The organism is Streptomyces sp. JK94, assembly GCF_053613315.1.
Genome location: NZ_JBSICH010000003.1, coordinates 67369 through 87380 on the forward strand (window position 1 = coordinate 67369; position 20012 = coordinate 87380).

Below are 20012 nucleotides of genomic sequence, written 5' to 3' on the forward strand. Positions count from 1 at the left end.
AAAGCCCCACGAAGGGGTGAAGCGCCCCGGGAACGCTGACGGTCGGGTGGGTGCGGGGACATTCTTTCCGGGTCCCGAGCACATCGCTCATGCGTGCCCCGCACGCATGTCTCACTGGGGGTCCCACCACCTTGAACGGCAACACCCTCCGCAGCCCCGCACGTCGCCTCGCCACCGTCGCGACGGCCACGGTCCTGGCCGCCGGCCCCGCGGCCCTGGCCGGCGCGGGCACCGCCCAAGCGAGCGGCGACCACGGCCGCGCGAGCGCCACCGTGCTGCGCACCGGGCTCGGCGTGTCCCTCCTCGACAAGACCGTGAACGCCCCGCTCACGGCGGTCCTCAACGAGGTGCACGCGCCCGGGACGGCCCGGGAGACCGCGCTGACCGCCCGGCTGGACGGCGTCGACGCCGGCAGGCCCTTCAGCGTCCTGCGTGCCGACGTGGCCGAGTCCGCGGCGACGGCGACCGCGGAGCGGAGCGAGGGCCGCACCCGCCTCGCCCGGGCCGAGCTCCACGTCCCCGGCCTGCCGCTGCTGTCGGTGGTCGAGGTGGAGGAGGTCACCTCCGTGGCGACCTGCGAGGCCGGGAAGAAGCCGGTCGCGGACGCGAACCTGCTGGGCCCGGTGACGGTCCTCGGCAAGAAGGTCACGCTGACCGCCGGCGGGACGACGGAGGTGCGGGTGCCCGGCGTCGGCGAGGTGCGGCTCGACCTCTCCACGACGCGGACCACCTCCCGAACGGCCGCCGCCACCGCCCTCGAACTCACGGTGTCCGTCAACCCCCTCGACCTGAACGTCGCGGAGGTCGACGGCACCCTGACCTTGGCGCGGGCGACCTGCGAGTCACCGGCGGCCCCGGAGACCGAGGCCGAGCAGCCCCCGGCGAAGGCCGACGAGACCCCCGCCGGGCAGGACGCCGAACCGGCCGCCGACGCGCGGCCCCAGGGCGTCCGCGCCGAGGCCGGCCTGGCCGAGACGGGCGGCGGTGCGGCGACCCCGTACCTCGCCGCCGGAGCCGCGGCCCTGGTCCTGGCGGGCGGCGGCTCCCTGGTCCTGGCCCGCCGCAGGCGCGGCTGACCGCGCGGGAGGGGGTGCTTTGACGAATAACGTCGAGAAGTGGAGGCCCCCCGGAGCGGGATCAGGGGCACGTCGGGGCCGGGCGGAAGAGGGGGGGAGGGCCCCGGTGCCGTACTGCTCCGCCCGGTCGTGGTGGGGAGCCGTGCGGTTCAGGCCGGGGCCGCCACCGCGCGCTCCAGAGCACGCAGGAAGCCGTCCGTGGTCGCCCGGTCCCGTACCGCCAGACGCAGCCACTCCGCACCCAGCCCCGGGAACGTGTCCCCCCGCCGTACCGCGTACCCGAGGTCGCGCAGCCGGTGGCGTACGGCGTCGGCGTGCGGGAGGCGGACGAGGACGAAGGGGGCCTCGGCGGGTCCGGCGACCCGCAGCCCGGCGGCGGCGAACTCCTCCAGTCCGGTGACGAGACGGGCCCGGTCCGCGGCGACGCGGTGGGCGGCGTGGGCGGCCTCCGCCAGCGCCCGCGGCGCCACACACGCCTCGGCCGCCGCCAGCGCGGGCGTGGACACGGGCCACAGCGGCTGGGCCCGCTCCAGTTCCGCGACCGTCCGCGGGGCCGCCAGGACGTACCCGATGCGCAGCCCGGCCAGCCCCCACGTCTTGGTGAGGCTGCGCAGCACGACCAGCCCGGGCACGTCCGTACGCCCGGCCAGCGCCTCCCGCTCACCCGGCACCGCGTCCATGAAGGCCTCGTCCACGACCAGCGTCCGCCCGGGCCGGGCCAGTCGCGTGATCGTGTCCGCCCGGTGCAGCACCGACGTCGGGTTCGTCGGGTTGCCGATCACCACCAGGTCGGCGTCCTCGGGCACCGTGGCCGCGTCCAGCCGGAAGCCGTCCGTCTCCCTCAGCAGCACCCGGCCGACCCGGTGCCCCGCGCCCCGCAGGGCCGCCTCCGGCTCCGTGAACTGGGGATGCACCACGACCGGGCGACGCACCTCCAGCGCACGCGCCAGCAGCACGAACGCCTCCGCCGCGCCCGCCGTCAGCAGGACCCGCTCCACCGGCAGCCCGTGCCGTGCCGCCACCGCCGCCCGCGCGGCCCGCCCGTCCGGGTAGGCCGCCAGGGAGCCGAGCGTGGCGGCCACGTGCTCGCGCAGCCAGACCGGAGGCGTGTCCGCGCGGACGTTCACCGCGAGGTCCACCAGTGCCGCGCCGTCGTCGCGGACCTCGGCGTCCCCGTGGTGGCGCAGGTCATGACCCACGGCCGGGGTCTCAGTGCGCGTGCGAGTGTGCGTGTCCATGCCCGTGATGGTGTCCGTGGTGGTGGCCGTCGTCGTCGGGGTGGAAGTGCGGCTGCTGCGGCAGCCCCACCTTGTCCTCGAACCCCGGCAGCGCGATCCGGTACACGCACGAGTCGCAGTTCATCCGCAGATCGCCCTTGACGGCCTCCTCGTACCGCTCCCACACCAGGTCCAGCAGCTCCGGCTCCGGCCCGATGACGTCCGCCGACCGCACCTCGGTCCCCGGGTGCGCCGCGGCCCACTCCTCGGTCTGGTGCCGGACCCGGTCCGGGAGGATGCCGGTGAACAGGAAGTACGGCAGGACCACGACCCGCCGCGCCCCCAGCCGCACGCACCGCTCCAGGCCGCCCGGCACGTCCGGCTCGGCCAGCGACACGAACGCCGTCTCCACGGCCCCGTACCCGCGCCCCTCCCACAGCAGCCGCGCCGCCTTGAACACCTCGGCGTTCGCGTCCGGGTCCGTCGAACCGCGGCCCACCAGCAGCACGGTCACCTCGGCGGGGTCCCAGGACGGGTCGACCGCCTCCGCCAGCCGCCGCTCCAGCACCCGCAGCAGGGCGGGATGCGGGCCCAGCGGGCGCCCGTAGGTGTAGGAGATGCCGGGGTGCCGTTCCTTCTCGCGGGACAGCGCCGCCGGGATGTCGCCCTTGGCGTGTCCGGCGGACACCAGCATCAGCGGCACCGCCGCGAACCGGCGTGCCCCGCGCTCGACCAGCTCGGTCACCGCCTCGCCCAGGGGCGGCGGGGACAGCTCGATGAAGCCGCCCGCGACGGGCAGTCCGGGGTGGCGGCGCCCCAGCTCGCGCACGAAGTCGCGGAACGCCTCGGCTCCGGCCTCGTCCCGGGTGCCGTGTCCGGCGATGAGCAGGGCGGGCGGGGTCGTCACAGTTTCTCCTCGGGTTCCTCGGACGGAAGGGGGTGGTACAGCAGGGCGTTCAGGGCGGCCGCGGCGACCGCCGAACCGCCCTTCTCGGACACGTTGCTCACGGCGGGCAGCCCGCTCTCCCGCAGCGCGGCCTTGGACTCGGCCGCCCCGACGAAGCCGACGGGCAGCCCGATGACGAGCGCGGGGGAGGCGTCCAGGGTGAGCAGTTCCTCCAGCGCGGTCGGCGCACAGCCGATCACCCAGAGCGCGCCGGGTCCGACCTGCTCGTACGCCAGCCGCATCGCGTGCGCGGAGCGCGTCAGCCCGGGCCCGGCGACGGCGTCCCTCAGCCGGCACACGGTCTCGCGACGGGTGATCCCGGCCGCGACCATCTCCACGTCCACGACGACCGGCGCACCGGCGTGCAGCGCGCCGTGCGCCCGCACCAGCTCGCCCTCGTCCGCGACGAGGTCGGAGGCGTACTCCAGGTCGGCTGCGGAGTGGATGACCCGCTCCACGACCGCCCGGGTCAGCGGCGGGAAGCCGGAGGTGTCCAGCCGGGCGCGCAGCCGCCGGAAGGACTCCTGTTCGATGGGGTGGACGACGCGGTTCACTCGGGCTCCTCCTGCCAGCGGTAGCCGCGCGGCGTCACCATGCGCCCGGCGATCTCCCGGGTCGCGGTGTTGCCCACCGTCACGACCGTCATCATGTCGACCGTCGCCGGGTCGAGAGCGGCGAGCGTGGTCAGGCGGCTGGACTCGTCGGCGCGCGACGCGTTGCGCACGACCCCGACCGGCGTGGCCGGCTCCCGGTGCTCCGCGAGGATCGCCAGCGCCTTGGGCAGCTGCCAGTCCCGGCCCCGGCTGCGCGGGTTGTAGAACGTCACGACGATGTCCGCCTCGGCCGCCGCCCGCACCCGCCGCTCGATGACCTCCCACGGCGTGTGCAGGTCGGACAGGCTGATCGACACGTGGTCGTGGCCGAGCGGCGCGCCGAGGACCGCCCCGGCCGCCAGCGCGGCCGTCACCCCGGGCACCCCGACCACGTCGATGTCGTCCGACGCCTCCGCCAGCGCGGGCGACGCCATGGCGTACACCCCGGCGTCCCCGCTGCCGATCAGCGCGACGGCGTGTCCGCGCCGGGCCTGTTCGACCGCGGTCCGGGCCCGTTCCTCCTCGGCGCCGAGCCCCGACTCCAGGACCCGGGTGCCGGGCCGCAGCAGGTCGCGGATCTGGTCGACGTACTGGTCGAGGCCGACCAGCACCGAGGCCCGCCGCAGCTCGGTCCGCGCGCGCGGCGTGACCAGGTCGCGGGCGCCCGGCCCGAGCCCGACCACCGCGAGCCGCCCGCGCCCCGGCCGCCGGACGACCGCGCAGGTCGCCATCGCGGGCGTCGCCGCCGACTTGCGCTTGGGCACGAGGAGTTCGCCGCCGCGCACGAGTGCCGCCGCCTCCGCGACCGACGGGGTGCCGACCGCCGCGAGCGGGGCGTTCGAGGGGTTGGGGACCTCGACGCCCGCCAGCTCCCCGGCGGCGTACGTCACCAGGGGCACGCCCAGCCGGCCGGCGGCCCCGACGATTCCGGGCTCCGTGGCCTTGGCGTCCACGGTGGCCAGCTCGGCGACCGACGCGGCGGCCAGCCCGGCGTCCCGCAGCGCCGCCTCGACCAGCCCGAGCACCTCCTCGACCGGTGCCCCCTTCGAGGCGCCGACGCCGACGACCAGGGACGGCGGACGCAGGACGGCCTCCCGTTCGGCCGGCTCCACCAGACGGTCCGTCAGCCGGACCGTGTACGCCCCCTCCGCGGCGACGGGCAGCGGCGGCAGCGGCCACCGCACCTCCGTCCGCAGCGTGACCGGCTCACCGTCGAGCAGGGCCCGCGAGACCCCGGCCACATCGCCCTCCACGGGCATCCCGAGCGTGTCCAGTCCGGGCAGTCCCACGGCATCCGTCGCCGTCGTCACCACCGGCTCGGCGCCCAGCACCTCGCCGACCGCGACGGCGAGTTCGTTGGCACCGCCCCCGTGGCCGCCGACCAGGGACACGGCGAACCGCCCGCCCTCGTCGACGCACACCACGCCCGGGTCGGTCCGCTTGTCGTCCAGCAGCGGCGCCACGAGCCGGACGACGGCCCCCGTGGCCAGGAAGCACACCAGCCGCTCGCACTCGGCGAACGCGGTCCGTACGGCGTCCGCGACGGGACCCTCGTACACGCGCGTGCGGTCCGGCCACGCCGCGGCCAGCCGGTCCCGCGCAGCCGCTCCCGCCGCGGTGGCGGAGATGAGGCCGATCAAGGGGAGACTCCTTCGGTACGGCTGTGCGGCCTCACGCCCCACAGCAGGAACACGGGATTGGTCGCCGCGAGCCGGGTCACGTCCCCCGGCAGCGGCGCGAGCCGGGACGACTGCAGGAGCACCCCGTCGCACTCCAGCCCGGCGTCGAGCAGCGCCCGGCGGGCCGCCGGCACCCGGTCCAGCGCGGCCATGGCGACGACCACGGCCCGCCGGGCTCGCCGCGCGCACGCCGCGACGATCGCGGGCAGTTCGCGTCCGCCGCCGCCGACGAACACGGCGTCGGGGTCGTCCAGGGCCGCCAGCGCGGCGGGCGCCGCGCCGTGCACGACCCGGACGTCGACACCGTGCGCGGCGGCGTTGGCACGGACCCGCTCGGCGCCGTCCGGCGTCTTCTCCACGGCGTCGACGGCGGCACCCAGCCGCGCGCACTCCACCGCCACGGAACCGGAGCCCGCCCCGACGTCCCACACCAGGTCGCCGGGCCGGGGCCCGAGCCGCGCCAGCGCCAGCGCCCGCACCTCGAACTTGGTGATCATCGAGTCGCGGTGGGCGAAGTCGGCCTCGTCCAGCGCCCACCCGTGCCACTCGCAGGCCCCGCTCCGTCGGCGGTCCGGGCCGCCCACGGCCGCTTCGGCCGGTGCGTCCGGCTCCGCCGGTCCTGCCTGTGCCGGTCCCGCCGGTCCTGCCGGTCCCGCCGGTCCGTCGTGTCCGAGCGCGCCGGCCGCCCGGGCCGGCCCGATGGCCCCGCCCCGCCCGGCTCCCGGGCTCTGCCCGGCCGAAAGGTCCCGCTCGGCCTGCGGGTTCTGCCCGGCTCCCGGCTTCCGCCCGGCCGAAAGGTCCTGCCCAACCTGCGGATCCTGCCCGGCCGAAAGGTCCTGCTCGGCTTGCGGGTCCTGCCCGGCCGAGAAGTTCTGCTCGGCTTGCGGGTCCTGCCCGGCCTGCGGGTCCTGCCCGGCCGAGAAGTTCTGCTCGGCCTGCGGGTCCTGCCCGGCCCGAGGTTCCCGCTCGGCCCCCGGGTCCTGCCCGGAGTGTTCCGCCTGCCCGGAGTGTTCCGCCCGCCCGGCGCGTTCCCCCCACCCGGCGGGTCCCCGCCGGGCCCCGGCGATCGTCCGTACCGGCCCCAGCATCCGCGCCTCGTCCAGGCACAGCACCACGCTCACCGCCGCGCCCCAGTCCCGGGCGGCGGCCTCCGCGGGGGTCACCCGTTCCACCCGCTCCCCGGTGGACCCCAGCGCCGAGGCCACGACCAGGACCCGCCCGTCGTCCCTCAGCGCGGCGCCCAGCTCCGCCGGCCCCGCCCCGGGCCCGGTCAGCACGGCGACCTTCGGGTGCGCCCGGCACACGTTCACCGCCGTCCGCAGCTCCCGCCCGTGCGCGCTGGCCACCACGGCGTCGTCCCAGGGGAGCCCGGCCCGCGCGAACGCGGCGGCGACGGAGGAGACACCGGGCCGCACGTCGAGCCGCTGCGGCCCGAACCGCTCGGCCAGCGCCCGCACGATTCCGAAGAACCCGGGGTCCCCGGAGGCCAGCACGGTCACCGGCCGCTCCCGCGCGACGTACTCCGCGACCGTGTCGAGGGCGGGCGCCAGCGCCCCCAGGACGACCCGCTCGGCCCCCTCCGGCAGCCGTACGGCGTCCAGGTGGCGCCGCCCGCCGACCACCAGCTCGGCATCGGCGGCGACGGCCCCGGCAGGCGGCGTCCCGGCCCCCATGCCCACCACCGTGATCACGTGCTCGCACCCCGCGTACGCAGCTCCCGGCGCGCCTCGGGGTCGGCCTTCCGGTAGCCGTGGAAGTGCCCCGGGTGGTACAGGTGCGAACGGGTCCCGTGCGCGTCGAGGGCCGGGCCGACCAGGAACAGGGTGTGCTTCCAGAGCTTGTGCTCCTTGACCGTCTCCTCCAGCGTGCCGATCGTGCACTTCACGATCAGCTCCTCCGGCCAGGTGGCCTGGTACGCGACGACGACCGGCGTCTCGGTCGGGTAGCCGCCCTCCAGCAGCTCCCGCACCAGCTGGCCGCTGCGGGCCGCGGACAGGAAGACCGCCATGGTGGTGCCGTGCTTGGCGAACTCGCGGACCTCCTCCCCGGGCGGCATCGGCGTCTTGCCGCCGCCGAGCCGGGTGAGGACGACGGACTGCGCCACCTCCGGGACGGTCAGCTCCCGCTGGGCGAGCGCGGCCACCGCGGAGAAGGCGGAGACGCCGGGCACGACCTCGGTCGCGATGCCGATCCCGGCGCACCGGTCCAGCTGCTCCTGCGTGCCGCCCCACAGGGCCGGGTCGCCGGAGTGGATGCGGGCCACCCGCAGCCCCTCCCGCCGCGCCCGCCGGTAGACGGCCACGACGTCCTCCAGCGACATCGCCGCCGAGTCCAGGATCTCCGCGCCCTCCCACGCGTGCCGCAGGACCTCGGCCTGGACCAGGCTCGCGGCCCAGATCACCACGTCGGCCTCGGCGATGGCCCGCGCGGCGCGGAACGTCAGCAGGTCGGCGGCGCCGGGGCCGGCACCGACGAAGGTCACCTTGCCGGTGGGCTCCTCGGCCGCGGGAGCCACGGGAGCCTCGGAAACCTCGGGAGCCACGGAGGCCTCGGAAGCCATGGGAATCGGTCCTCTCCTACGCATATTTACTGCGGTTGCTGCTGTCGTGCGCACGGATACGCGCTCTGATCGGATAGCAAGGGCCCATGGCGGTCTTCGTCGCGCTCGGCGCGTTCCTGATGACGCTGGCCGGTGGCTGGACGGCCCAGCGCGTGACCGACCGGCGCCACCTGGTCCTGGGGCTGGCCGGCGGGCTGATGCTGGGCGTGGTCGGCCTCGACCTGCTGCCCGAGGCCCTGGAGGCGGCGGGGGACGAGGTGTTCGGCGTGCCCGAGGCGCTGCTGCTCTTCGTCGCCGGCTTCCTGCTCGCGCACCTCGTGGAGCGCCTGCTGGCCGCCCGCCGCGCCGCGCACGGAGCGGACGAGCACGGACGGCGCTCGCCCCAGGTGGGCCTGACGGCGGCCGCCGCGATGGTCGGGCACAGCGCGATGGACGGCGTGGCGATCGGTGCGGCCTTCCAGGTCGGCGGCGGCATGGGCACGGCGGTCGCGATGGCCGTGATCGCCCACGACTTCGCCGACGGCTTCAACACGTACACGCTGACCAGCCTGTACGGGAACGCGCGCCGCCGCGCGGTCGCCATGCTGGTCGCCGACGCCTGCGCCCCCGTGCTCGGCGCGGCCTCGACCCTGCTCCTGACCATTCCCGAGCAGGCACTCGGCGCGTACCTCGGCCTCTTCGGCGGCGCACTGCTCTACCTCGCCGCGGCCGAGATCCTCCCCGAGGCCCACCACGAGCACCCCGCCCGCTCGACCCTGCTGTGCACGGTCGCGGGCGCGGCGTTCATCTGGCTGGTGGTGGGCATCGCCGAATGAGGCGCCCCGGCCGGAAAGGCTCACAGCTTGCCGCCCCGCCCGCCCGCGCGCCGGGCGGGCGCGATGAGCGTCGACAGGTAGGGCAGCGCGGACCCGTCCAGCTCCGCCGCCGCCCGCACGGACTCCTCGGGCATCCCCAGCGCCGACCCCCACACCGCGTCGTCCAGCCGCCCGGTCTCCCGCAGCGCCTCGGCGACCTCGGCCGCCTGCCGGCCGAACTTGTAGGCGACGACCGTGCCGGGCCCGTTCAGCGCGTCCTTGAGCACGGTGGTCCCCGCGGTCACCGGCACCAGCGTCAGCGGCTCGGTGCCCTCCGTCAGCACGGCACCCGAGCGCGCCGCGAGGTCCTGCATGGCGGTGATGCCCGGCACGGTCTCCACCGCGGCGCCCGGCACCAGCCCGCCGACGGTCTGCGCGAGATACGTGAACGTCGAGTACACGTTGGGGTCGCCGATGGTCGCGAAGGCCACGGTGCCGTGCGCCCGCAGCAGCCCGGCCACCCGCTCCCCGGCCGCGTCCCAGGCCGCCTCGCGCCGTGCCCGGTCGCTGCGCTCGTTCAGCGCGAACACGACGCGGACGACCTTCTCGGCGGGCACGTAGTGCAGCACGGTCGCCTCGGCGCGCCCCCGCTCGCCCGTGTCCATCACGGGCACGACGACGACGTCCGCGGCCCGCAGCGCGTTGACCCCCTTGACGGTCACCAGTTCCGGGTCGCCGGGACCGACCCCCACACCGATCAGCCTGCTGCTCATGACGTCCGGCACCTCTCCACGAACCGACGGGCGACACCGGGCTCGGACGCCCAGTGCGTGTGCAGATAGCTCGCGTGCACACCGCGCTCCACAAAACCCTCGACGCGCCGCTCGGGCGCCCGCACCCCCCACGCCGGCGACGCCCCGGCCCCCGGCTCCACGACCGTCCGGTGGAACTCGTGCCCCCGCATCCGCGTCCCCGCGACGGCCAGCGCGCTGTCGGACACGGCGACGGCGTCCCGGTAGCCGAGGCTGAGCCGCCCGGACATCCGGGCGGAGGCGTCCAGCACCCCGCACATCGGCATCCCGTCCAGCTCCCGGCACAGGTACAGCAGCCCGGCGCACTCGGCGGCGACGGGCGCCCCGTCCCGCGCCAGCCCGGCGACGCTCCTGCGCAGCGGCTCGTTGGCCGACAGCTCGGCCGCGTACACCTCGGGGAACCCGCCGCCGATCACGATCCCGCCGGTGCCCTCGGGCAGTTCCTCGTCCCGCAGGGGGTCGAAGACGACCACCTCGGCCCCGGCGGCGGCGAGCAGTTCGGCGTGCTCGGCGTAGGAGAAGGTGAACGCGGCCCCACCGGCCACGGCCACGCGCCGCGGCCCGTCCGGCCCGTCCGGCCCGTCCGGCCCGTGCGGACGAGGCCGTTCGGGCCGGAGCCGGAGCCGGGACCCGGGGGCGGCAGTCCCCGGGGAGAGCGGGGGCGAGGAGGCCAGGGCCCCGCCCGCGTCCCACGCGGCGCACGACAACGGGCCGGCGCTGCGCGCCAGCCCGGCCAGCGCCTCCAGATCACACCCGTCGGCGACCTGCGCGGCCATCGCCGCCACGGCCTCGACCGCCTCCGTCCCCCGTTCGGCGACCGGCACGAGCCCCAGGTGCCGCGACGGCGTCTCGACCCGGGCGGTCCGCCGCAGCACACCGAGCACCGGCACCCCGGCCGACTCCAGCGCCTCCCGCAGCAGCGCCTCGTGCCGGTCCGACCCCACCTTGTTGAGGATCACGCCCCCGATCCGCACCTCCGGGTCCCAGGACGCGAAGCCGTGCACCAGCGCGGCCACCGACCGCGACTGCGACGACGCGTCCACGACGAGCACGACCGGCGCCCGCAGCAGCTTCGCGACCTGTGCGGTGGACGCCAGCTCGCCCTCCCCCGCGGCCCCGTCGTACAGCCCCATGACGCCCTCGACCACGGCGATGTCGCACCCGCGCGCCCCGTGCAGGAACAGCGGCCCGACCAGCTCGGGACCGCACAGGTACGCGTCGAGGTTGCGCCCCGCCCGCCCGGTGGCCAGGGCGTGGTACCCGGGGTCGATGTAGTCGGGACCGACCTTGTGCGGCGACACGGCGAGCCCGCGCGCGGTGAGCGCGGCCATCAGCCCCGTGGCGACGGTGGTCTTGCCACTGCCCGAGGAGGGTGCGGCGACGACCAGCCGGGGCACGGCCGAGGGCGGGGCGGGGGGCGGGGTCACCACTCGATGCCCCTCTGCCCCTTCTGCCCCGCGTCCATCGGGTGCTTGACCTTGGACATGTCGGTGACGAGATCGGCGAGGTCCACCAGCTCCGCCGGAGCGTTCCGCCCGGTGATCACGACGTGCTGGGTGCCCGGCCGGTCGCGCAGCACGGACACGACCTCGTCGGTGTCCACCCAGCCCCAGTGCATCGGGTAGGCGAACTCGTCCAGCACGTACAGCCGGTACGTCTCGGCCGCCAGGTCCCGCTTGACCTGCTCCCAGCCCTCCCGGGCCTTCTCCTCGTTGTCCATCTGCCGGTCCCGCTGGACCCAGGACCAGCCCTCGCCCATCTTGTGCCAGTCGACGGTGCCGCCCTCGCCGGAGGCGCCCAGCACGCGCAGGGCGTTCTCCTCGCCGACCTTCCACTTCGCCGACTTGACGAACTGGAACACCCCGATCGGCCACCCCTGGTTCCAGGCGCGCAGCGCCAGCCCGAAGGCGGCGGTGGACTTCCCCTTGCCGATGCCGGTGTGCACCACGACCAGCGGGCGGTTGCGCCGCTGACGGGTCGTCAGTCCGTCGTCGGGGATGACGCTCGGCTGTCCCTGCGGCACTACGCGGCCCTCCTGCTTCCCTGTACGTCCTTGACCAGCCCGGCGATCGAGTCCGCCCGCAGCTCGTCCAGCGTCACCGCCGTACCGCCCAGCTCGTCCGCGAGCCGGCCGGCGAGCCCCAGCCGCACCGGCCCCGACTCGCAGTCCACGACCACCGACGCGGTGCCCTCGGCGGCGAACAGCCGCGCCGCCCGCCCGGCCAGCGCCACCGGCTCCGTCGCACCCGTCGCCCGGCCGCCGCCCCGGCCCGAGGCGCCGCGCGCCGCCCCCGCGTCCGTGGCCCGCCCGTCGGTCACCACCACGACCAGCGCCCGCCGCGCCGGGTCCCGCAGCCGCTCCACGCGCAGCACCTCGTGGGCGCGCAGCAGCCCGGCCGCCAGCGGCGTACGGCCGCCCGTGGGCAGCGACTCCAGCCGGACCGCCGCCGCGTCCACCGACGAGGTCGGGGGCAGCGCGAGGTCGGCGGCCGACCCCCGGAAGGTCACCAGGCCCACCTTGTCCCGCCGCTGGTAGGCGTCGAGCAGCAGCGACAGCACGGCGCCCTTCACGGCGCTCATCCGCTGCCGCGCCGCCATCGAGCCGGAGGCGTCCACGACGAACAGCACGAGGTTGCCCTCCCGCCCCTCGCGGGTCGCCTGCCGCAGGTCGTCCCGGCGCACCACCAGCCCCGGACCGCTGCGGCCCCGCGCCCGCTGGTGCGGGGCGGCGGCCCGCACGGTGGCGGCCAGGTGCAGCTTGGTCAGCGCTCCCCGGGGGTGCCGGGCCCCGGTGGTCCGCCCGTGCTCGGTCCGCGCCCGCGACCGCCGGCCGGCGGCGCCCTCGCCGAGCCCGGGCACGCTCAGCACCTTCGTGCGGAACGGCTCGGCGGCCCGTACGGCCGACTGCTCACCGGCGCCGGCCCCCGTCTGCTGCGGCTCGCCGTCCTCCGCGGCCTCGGGCCGTGCTCCCGACCCGCCCTGCGGGCCCTCCGGCTCGGGGGAGCGCCCGCCGCCTCCCGGCCCGTCCGGACCGTCGTCGGGACCGGGATCGTCGTCGCCCTCACCCTGCCCGCCGGACTCCTCCAGCGTCTCGTCGAGCTTGTCCTCGTCGAGGCCCGGCGCGTCGAACGGGTTGCGCCGGCGCCGGTGCGGGAGCGCCAGCAGCGCGGCCTGCCGAACGTCCTCCGCCAGTACGTCGGTGCGGCCGGCCCACGCCGCCAGCGCGGTCGCCGTCCTGGCCATCACGATGTCGGCCCGCATGCCGTCCACCTCGAAGGCGGCACAGGTCGCCGCGATCTGCCGCAGGGCCCCGTCACCGAGGCGCACCGACGGCAGCAGCTCGCGCGCCGCCGCGATCCGCGCCCGTACGGCGGCCTCCTCGTCCGCCCAGCGCGCGGCGAAGCCGGCCGGGTCGTCGTCGTGGGCGAGCCGGCGCCGCACGACCTCCACCCGCTGGTCGGGCTCGCGCGAGGCCGAGACCTCCACGGTCAGCCCGAACCGGTCGAGGAGCTGCGGGCGCAGCTCACCCTCCTCGGGGTTCATGGTGCCGACCAGCAGGAACTTCGAGGCGTGCCGCACCGAGACGCCCTCGCGCTCGACGTACGAGGCGCCCATCGCGGCGGCGTCCAGCAGCAGGTCCACCAGGTGGTCGTGGAGGAGGTTGACCTCGTCGACGTACAGGATGCCGCGGTGCGCGTCGGCCAGCAGGCCCGGCTCGAACGCCTTGACGCCCTCCGCGAGCGCCCGCTCGATGTCCAGGGCGCCGACCAGCCGGTCCTCGGAGGCGCCGACGGGCAGTTCCACCATCCGCGCCGGGCGGGAGGCGGAGGGGCCCGGCGCGTGCGGGCCGTCCGGGCAGGCCGGGTCGGGCGCGTCGGGGGCGCAGGAGAAGCGGCATCCGGAGACGACGTCCACCTCGGGCATCAGCGCCGACAGCGCCCGCACGGCCGTGGACTTCGCGGTGCCCTTCTCGCCGCGCACCAGCACCCCGCCGACCGCCGGGGACACGGCGTTCAGCAGCAGCGCGAGCCGCAGGTCGTCCTGGCCGACGACGGCCGTGAACGGGAACGGAATACTCACTTGTCGTCGCCCTCCGAGTCGCCTTCGAGCTCGCCCTCGAGTTCCAGGTAGGTGATGCGCAGCCGCTCCAGGGTCTGCGCGTCCGGTTCGGCCCACAGGCCGCGGTCGGCCGCCTCCAGCAGCCGTTCGGTGATGCCGCGCAGCGCCCAGGGGTTGGACTTCTTCATGAAGTCCCGGTTCTCCGGGTCGAAGACGTACTCGGCGCTGAGCTTCTCGTACATCCAGTCGTCCACGACCCCGGCCGTGGCGTCGTACCCGAAGAGGTAGTCCACGGTGGCCGCCATCTCGAAGGCGCCCTTGTAGCCGTGCCGCCGCATCGCCGCCATCCAGCGCGGGTTGACCACCCGGGCCCGGAAGACCCGGTGCGTCTCCTCGCCCAGCGTCCGGGTCCTCACCTGGTCGGGCGTGGCGGAGTCGCCGACGTACGCCTCCGGGGAGGTCCCCGTCAGGTGCCGCACCATGGCGACCATGCCGCCGTGGTACTGGAAGTAGTCGTCGGCGTCGACGAGGTCGTGCTCGCGGGTGTCCACGTTCTTCGCCGCCACCGCGATCCGCCGGAACGCCGTCTCCATGTCCCCGCGCGCCGCCCGGCCGTCGAGCCCGCGCCCGTAGGCGTAGCCGCCCCACACCGCGTACACCTCGGCGAGGTCCGCGTCGGAGCGCCAGTTGCGGGCGTCGATCAGCGGCAGCAGACCGGCGCCGTACGCGCCCGGCTTGGAACCGAAGATGCGTGCCGTGGCCCGGCGCCGGTCGCCGTGCTCGGCGGTGTCCGCGTCGGCGTGGGCGCGGACGTAGTTCTGGTCGGCGGGCTCGTCCAGCTCCGCCACCGCCCGCACCGCGTCGTCGATCAGCCCCACCACGTGCGGGAAGGCGTCCCGGAAGAAGCCGGAGATGCGCACGGTGACGTCGACGCGCGGCCGGCCCAGCTCGGCCGGCGGCACGACCTCGAAGCCGGTCACCCGGCGCGAGGCGTCGTCCCAGACCGGACGGCAGCCCAGCAGCGCCAGGATCTCCGCGATGTCGTCGCCCTGGGTGCGCATCGCGGACGTGCCCCACACCGTGAGGCCGACGGACTTCGGGTACGCGCCGGTGTCGCTCAGGTAGCGCTGGATCAGCGAGTCCGCGAGGGACTGCCCGACCTCCCAGCTCAGCCGGGACGGGATCGCCTTGGGGTCGACCGAGTAGAAGTTCCGGCCGGTCGGCAGGACGTTGACCAGCCCGCGGGTCGGCGAACCGGACGGCCCGGCCGGCACGTAACCGCCGTCCAGGGCGCGCAGGATGTGCCCGATCTCGTCCGTGGTCCGGGCGAGCCGCGGCACGACCTCGGTGCACGCGAACTCCAGCACCGCGACCGCGTCGGCCGCTTCGGTGCCCAGCACCTCCCGCACCAGGCCCGGTACGGCCGCGGCGTCCCACGCCCGCGCCTCCATGCCCTCCGCGAACCGCCGGCACAGCCGCTCCAGCAGGTCGACCGCGTCGGCGGCCGAGCGCGCCGGGCCGTCCACCAGGTCCGTCAGCTCCACCGGCACCTTCACCGGGGCGCCCGGCTCGGCCAGCAGCTCCTTCTCCACCAGCCCGAAGCGCTCGGCCAGGCAGGCCCGCAGACCCGGCAGCGCGTTCGCCCGGCCGCCCCACACCTGCGAGGCGCGCAGCACGGCCAGCACCAGGTTCACGCGCGGCTCGCCGACCGGGCCGCCGCCGAGGATGTGCAGGCCGTCGCGGATCTGCACGTCCTTGATCTCGCACAGGTAGCCGTCGATGTGCATGACGAACTCGTCGAACGCGTCGTCGTCCGGCTGGTCGTCCACGTGCAGGTCGTGATGGAGCTCGGCCGCCTTGACCAGCGTCCAGATCTGCGCGCGGACCGCCGGCGCCTTCACCGGGTCCAGGTCGGAGACGAGCGCGTACTCGTCGAGCAGCTGCTCCAGTTTGGCCAGGTCGCCGTAGGTGTCGGCGCGCGCCATCGGCGGCACGAGGTGGTCGACGACCGTGGCGTGGCCGCGCCGCTTGGCCTGGGTGCCCTCGCCGGGGTCGTTGACGATGAACGGGTAGATCAGCGGCAGGTCGCCGAGGACCGCGTCGGGCGCGCACCCGGCGCTCAGCCCGAGGCCCTTGCCGGGCAGCCACTCCATCGTGCCGTGCTTGCCCATGTGCACGATCGCGTCGGCGCCGAACGAGTTCTCCAGCCACCGGTACGCGGCCAGGTAGTGGTGCGACGGCGGCATGTCGGGGTCGTGGTAGATCGCGATCGGGTTCTCGCCGAAGCCGCGCGGCGGCTGGATCATCACCACGACGTTCCCGAACCGGAGCGACGCCAGCACGATGTCGTCCCCGTCCACGTACAGCGAGCCCGGCGGCTCGCCCCACGCGTCCCGCATCCCGTCGCGCAGTTCCGGGTCCAGCTTCTCGAACCACGCCCGGTAGTCGGCCAGCGGCACCCGCGCGGGCGCCGCCGCCAGCTGGTCCTCCGTCAGCCACTCCACGTCGTGGCCGCCCGCCTCGATCAGCCGGTGGATCAGCTCGTCGCCGCCGGAGGGGTACTCGGTCAGCGCGTACCCCGCCTCCCGCAGCGCGTCCAGCACCCGCACCGCCGAGGCCGGGGTGTCCAGCCCCACCGCGTTGCCGACGCGGGAGTGCTTGGTCGGGTAGGCGGTGAAGACCAGCGCGAGCTTCTTGTCGGCGTTCGGCTTGTGCCTGAGCGCCGCGTGCCGCACGGCGATCCCGGCGACCCGCGAGGCCCGCTCGGGGTCGGCGACGTAGACGGGCACGTCGTCGGGGCCCTGCTCCTTGAAGGAGAACGGCACGGTGACCAGCCGCCCGTCGAACTCCGGGATCGCGACCTGCATCGCCGCGTCCATGGGGGACAGGGCGGCGTCGGACTCCTCCCAGGCGGCCTTCGACGAGGTCAGGCAGAGACCCTGCAGCACCGGCACGTCCAGGTCGGCCAGCGCCCCGACGTCCCAGGCCTCCTCGTCGCCGCCCGCCGACGCCTGCGAGGCGTGCGTGCCGCCGGCCGCGAGGACGGTGGCGACCAGGGCGTCGGCCCGGCCCAGCAGCTCGTACAGCCCCGCGTCCGCGCCGCGCAGGGAACCGCAGTACACGGGCAGGGCGTTGGCGCCCCGGGCCTCGATCGCGTCGCACAGCGTGTCGACGAAGGCGGTGTTGCCGCTCAGCTGGTGGGCGCGGTAGAAGAGCACGCCCACCGTCGGGCGGCCCTCGGTGAACGGGCGCTCACCGCGGACGCCGTACTCCGGCATCTTCCGCGGTTCGTCGAAGCCCTCGCCGGTCAGCAGCACCGTGTCCGACAGGAAGCGCGCCAGCTGCGTGAGGTTTCCGGGCCCGCCCTCGACGAGGTAGCGCAGCGCCTCCGCCACCACCCCGGCCGGCACCGACGACTCGGCCATCAGCTCCGCGTCCGGCACGCTCTCGCCGCCCAGCAGGACGGTCGGGACGCCGGTGGCCTTCAGCGCGGCGAGCCCGTCCTCCCAGGCGCGCTTGCCGCCCAGCAGGCGTACGACGGCGAGGTCCGCGCCCTCGACGAGCGCGGGCAGCTCCTCCCGTACGTCGACCCGGGTGGGGTTGCCGATCCGGTACCCGGCGTCGGAGGCACGGGCCGCCAGCAGGTCCGTGTCGGCGGTCGACAACAACAACACTGTGCTCATGCGGGTGCTCCCGGTGGGATGAAGGGCAGTCCTTGCGGCGTGCCGGACTCGATGAGCCGCCACAGCGCGTCCGTGTCCGCGTGCTGTTCGATCAGGTCGCCGAGCCGGTCGAGCTGCTCCTCGCGCAGCGCGGCGAACGAGGTGTCGGGGGCCGGCACGAAGCGGCGGCCCGCGGCGGCGGCCACCTCGCGCAGGAACGCCCGCCGGAAGCCGTCCGACTCCAGCGAGCCGTGCCAGTGCGTGCCCCAGGTCCGGCCGACCCGGCAGCCGTCCAGGCCGCGTCCTCCGCCGTCCGAGATGAACGCCTCGCCGCCGGTCACCTCGGCGACCCCGTGGTGGATCTCGTAGCCCTCGACGTGTTCGCCGAGGGCCTCGCCCACCGGTCGCGTGAGGGTCTTCTCGCGGGCGAACCGCACCCGCACGGGCAGCAGTCCGAGCCCGTCCACGTGTCCGGCGCGGGACTCGACCTCGTCCTCGATGTGCTCGCCGAGCAACTGGAACCCGCCGCAGACACCGAGTACGGGCCGCCCTTCGGCCGCCCTGCGGACGAGGGCGCCGGCGAGTCCGCGCTCCCGCAGCCACTCCAGCGCCCGCACCGTCCCCCGGGTCCCCGGCACGATGACGAGGTCCGCGTCGGACAGCTCCTCCGGCCGGTCCACGAAGCGCACCACGACGCCGGGTTCGGCGGCCAGCGCGTCCACGTCCGTGAAGTTGGACATCAGCGGCACCGCGCAGACGGCGACCCGCAGCACGTCCTCGCCGACCGGCGGCGCGACGGCGGACTCCCGCACCGTCCCGCGCAGCGAGACCCGCAGCCCGTCCTCCTCGTCGATGCCGAGCCCGTGCCGGAAGGGCAGGACGCCGTACGTCCGCCGCCCGGTGAGCCCGTGGAGCATCTCCAGCCCCGGCTCCAGCAGCGACACGTCGCCCCGGAACTTGTTGACGAGGAACCCGGCGACCAGCGCCTGGTCCGCGGGCGACAGCAGGGCCACCGTGCCGAAGAAGGACGCGAAGACGCCCCCCCGGTCGATGTCGCCGACGACCAGGACGGGGAGCCCGGCGCCCCGGGCGATCCCCATGTTCACGATGTCGGTCCGGCGCAGGTTGATCTCGGCCGGACTGCCCGCCCCCTCGCAGATCACCGCGTCATACGTGCCCCGCAGTTCGGCCAGGCAGTCCAGCACGGTACCGAGCAACTGCTGCTGCCGTCCGCCGTGGTAGCCGCGGGCGCTCATCTCGCCGACCGGTTTGCCGAGCAGCACGACCTGGCTGCTGCGCTCACCGCCCGGCTTGAGCAGCACCGGGTTCATCAGCGCGGTCGGCTCCACCCGGCACGCCTGCGCCTGCATGGCCTGGGCCCGCCCGATCTCGGCGCCCTCGCGGGTCACGAAGGAGTTCAGCGACATGTTCTGCGCCTTGAAGGGCGCGACCTTGACGCCCTGCCGCACCAGCCAGCGGCAGATCCCGGCCGTCACGACGCTCTTGCCGGCGTCGGAGGTGGTGCCGGCGACGAGGAGGCCACCGCTCATGCGTCACGTCCCTTCGTGAGTGCCCGGCGGGCCGCCGGCCGCGCGCCCACGCATACGCCGAGCGCCAGCCAGCCCACGCGCCGGGAGAGCCGTACGGCCCGGTCGATGTCGCCGGAACCGGCCCGGACGGCGCGACCGGCCGCCCCGTTGAGGACGGGCCGGTGCTCGACCCGCCCGCCGTAGGAGAGCGTCCCGCCCAGCCGCACGCCCAGGGCGCCCGCGAAGGACGCCTCCACCGGACCGGCGTTGGGGCTCGGATGCCGCGCGGCGTCGGCACGCCACGCCCGTACGGCGCCCCGCGGATCGCCGCCGGCCACCACGGCCAGGACGGCGGTCAGACGGGCGCCGGGCCAGCCCGCGAGGTCGTCGAGACGGGCCGACGCCCAGCCGTAGCGGCGGTACCGGGGGGACCTGTGGCCGACCATCGCGTCCAGGGTGTTGACGGCCCGGAAGCCGAGCAGGCCGGGCACCCCGCCCCACGCGCCCCACACCAGGGCGCCCACCACCGCGTCCGAGGTGTTCTCGGCGACGGACTCCACGACCGCCCGGGCGATCCCGTCGGCGTCCAGCGCCTGCGGGTCCCGCCCGCACAGGTGCGGCAGCCGCGCGCGGGCCGCCTCGACGTCACCGGCTTGAAGGGCCCGGCCGATGGCGGACGCCTCGCGGGCGAGCGAGGTGCCGCCGACGACCGACCAGGTGGCGGCGGCGGTCAGCGCGACGGAGGCGGTGGGGGAGCGGCGCACGGCGCGGGTGGCGGCCAGCCCGAGGGTGGCGGCGCCACCCGCGCACACGGCGGTGTGCAGCGCGCCCCACCCGCGGTGGTCGCGCCACAGCACCCGTTCCACGGCACCGGCGGCACGGCCGAACGCGGCGACCGGGTGTCCGCGGCGCGGGTCGCCGAGGAGGAGGTCGCCGAGGAGGCCGGCGGCGGCGCCGTACGCGAAGACGCGTTCGGCGCGCACGGCTCAACCCACCGGGGGGAGGGGGAGGCGAAGTGTGTCGCTGGTGAGCCGGGAACGGCAGCCGTGCATGGCGATAGGTCCTCACTCAGGGTGTCCGCGCCC

The 20012-nt window shown here is 75.9% G+C and carries 14 protein-coding genes and 2 pseudogenes; 2 read left to right on the plus strand and 14 right to left on the minus strand.

The genetic code is table 11. The annotated features are described in order from the left end of the window. The first annotated feature begins 131 nt into the window (after positions 1 to 131). Entirely contained in the window at positions 132 to 1076 is a 945-nt protein-coding gene (locus ACVV2G_RS03415; protein WP_453841058.1) for an SCO1860 family LAETG-anchored protein, read from the plus strand. Positions 1077 to 1225: 149 nt separating this feature from the next. On the opposite strand, the gene cobC is transcribed toward ACVV2G_RS03415, so the two are convergent. From cobC to cobM, 7 genes and pseudogenes are all read right to left on the minus strand, one after another. Then, positions 1226 to 2314: an Rv2231c family histidinol phosphate aminotransferase CobC gene (gene cobC, locus ACVV2G_RS03420; RefSeq protein WP_453841059.1), complete on the minus strand. Its 1089-nt coding sequence runs from the start codon at positions 2312 to 2314 to the stop codon at positions 1226 to 1228. Continuing rightward, positions 2286 to 3200, minus strand: a complete 915-nt coding sequence (locus tag ACVV2G_RS03425) for a sirohydrochlorin chelatase (RefSeq protein ID WP_453841060.1) — start codon at positions 3198 to 3200, stop codon at positions 2286 to 2288. Before ACVV2G_RS03425 ends, cobC begins: the two co-directional genes overlap by 29 nt. Further along, the gene (locus tag ACVV2G_RS03430) at positions 3197 to 3793 is read right to left on the minus strand and encodes a precorrin-8X methylmutase (RefSeq protein WP_453841061.1); all 597 of its coding nucleotides are present in this window, start codon (positions 3791 to 3793) and stop codon (positions 3197 to 3199) included. Before ACVV2G_RS03430 ends, ACVV2G_RS03425 begins: the two co-directional genes overlap by 4 nt. After that, a complete protein-coding gene (gene cobJ / locus ACVV2G_RS03435) occupies positions 3790 to 5472 on the minus strand; it encodes a precorrin-3B C(17)-methyltransferase (protein WP_453841062.1) in 1683 nt (560 codons plus the stop codon). Before cobJ ends, ACVV2G_RS03430 begins: the two co-directional genes overlap by 4 nt. After that, positions 5469 to 6053: pseudogene (gene cbiT, locus ACVV2G_RS03440) on the minus strand (precorrin-6Y C5,15-methyltransferase (decarboxylating) subunit CbiT); the annotation flags it as partial. The gene cobJ and the pseudogene cbiT, both read right to left, overlap by 4 nt. Positions 6054 to 6545: 492 nt before the next feature. Then, positions 6546 to 7202 (minus strand): annotated as a pseudogene (cbiE, locus tag ACVV2G_RS03445) (precorrin-6y C5,15-methyltransferase (decarboxylating) subunit CbiE); the annotation flags it as partial. Continuing rightward, positions 7199 to 8071 carry a precorrin-4 C(11)-methyltransferase gene (gene cobM, locus ACVV2G_RS03450; RefSeq protein ID WP_453841063.1) on the minus strand — a complete coding sequence of 291 codons (873 nt, stop codon included), beginning with the start codon at positions 8069 to 8071 and terminating at the stop codon, positions 7199 to 7201. The gene cobM and the pseudogene cbiE, both read right to left, overlap by 4 nt. 86 nt (positions 8072 to 8157) lie before the next feature. Between cobM and ACVV2G_RS03455 the strand changes: the two genes are divergently transcribed. Continuing rightward, entirely contained in the window at positions 8158 to 8886 is a 729-nt protein-coding gene (locus ACVV2G_RS03455; protein ID WP_453841064.1) for a ZIP family metal transporter, read from the plus strand. A gap of 20 nt (positions 8887 to 8906) precedes the next feature. Here ACVV2G_RS03455 and cobI read toward each other — a convergent pair whose 3' ends face one another. The 7 genes from cobI to ACVV2G_RS03490 are packed head-to-tail and all read right to left on the minus strand — an operon-like array spanning position 8907 to position 19910. Further along, a complete protein-coding gene (cobI, locus tag ACVV2G_RS03460) occupies positions 8907 to 9638 on the minus strand; it encodes a precorrin-2 C(20)-methyltransferase (protein ID WP_453841065.1) in 732 nt (243 codons plus the stop codon). Beyond that, a complete protein-coding gene (locus tag ACVV2G_RS03465) occupies positions 9635 to 11104 on the minus strand; it encodes a cobyrinic acid a,c-diamide synthase CobB (protein ID WP_453841066.1) in 1470 nt (489 codons plus the stop codon). The genes cobI and ACVV2G_RS03465 overlap by 4 nt, the downstream gene beginning before the upstream one ends. Next, on the minus strand, positions 11101 to 11700 hold the full coding sequence (gene cobO, locus ACVV2G_RS03470) for a cob(I)yrinic acid a,c-diamide adenosyltransferase (protein WP_453841067.1): 600 nt from the start codon (positions 11698 to 11700) through the stop codon (positions 11101 to 11103). The genes ACVV2G_RS03465 and cobO overlap by 4 nt, the downstream gene beginning before the upstream one ends. Then, the gene (locus ACVV2G_RS03475; protein ID WP_453841068.1) at positions 11700 to 13757 is read right to left on the minus strand and encodes a putative cobaltochelatase; all 2058 of its coding nucleotides are present in this window, start codon (positions 13755 to 13757) and stop codon (positions 11700 to 11702) included. The genes cobO and ACVV2G_RS03475 overlap by 1 nt, the downstream gene beginning before the upstream one ends. Then, the gene (gene cobN, locus ACVV2G_RS03480; protein WP_453841069.1) at positions 13754 to 17419 is read right to left on the minus strand and encodes a cobaltochelatase subunit CobN; all 3666 of its coding nucleotides are present in this window, start codon (positions 17417 to 17419) and stop codon (positions 13754 to 13756) included. Before cobN ends, ACVV2G_RS03475 begins: the two co-directional genes overlap by 4 nt. Beyond that, positions 17416 to 18948, minus strand: coding sequence for a cobyric acid synthase (locus tag ACVV2G_RS03485; protein ID WP_453841070.1), 1533 nt, complete (start codon positions 18946 to 18948; stop codon positions 17416 to 17418). The genes cobN and ACVV2G_RS03485 overlap by 4 nt, the downstream gene beginning before the upstream one ends. Beyond that, the gene (locus ACVV2G_RS03490; protein ID WP_453841071.1) at positions 18945 to 19910 is read right to left on the minus strand and encodes a cobalamin biosynthesis protein; all 966 of its coding nucleotides are present in this window, start codon (positions 19908 to 19910) and stop codon (positions 18945 to 18947) included. The genes ACVV2G_RS03485 and ACVV2G_RS03490 overlap by 4 nt, the downstream gene beginning before the upstream one ends. Between the last annotated feature and the right edge of the window lie 102 nt (positions 19911 to 20012).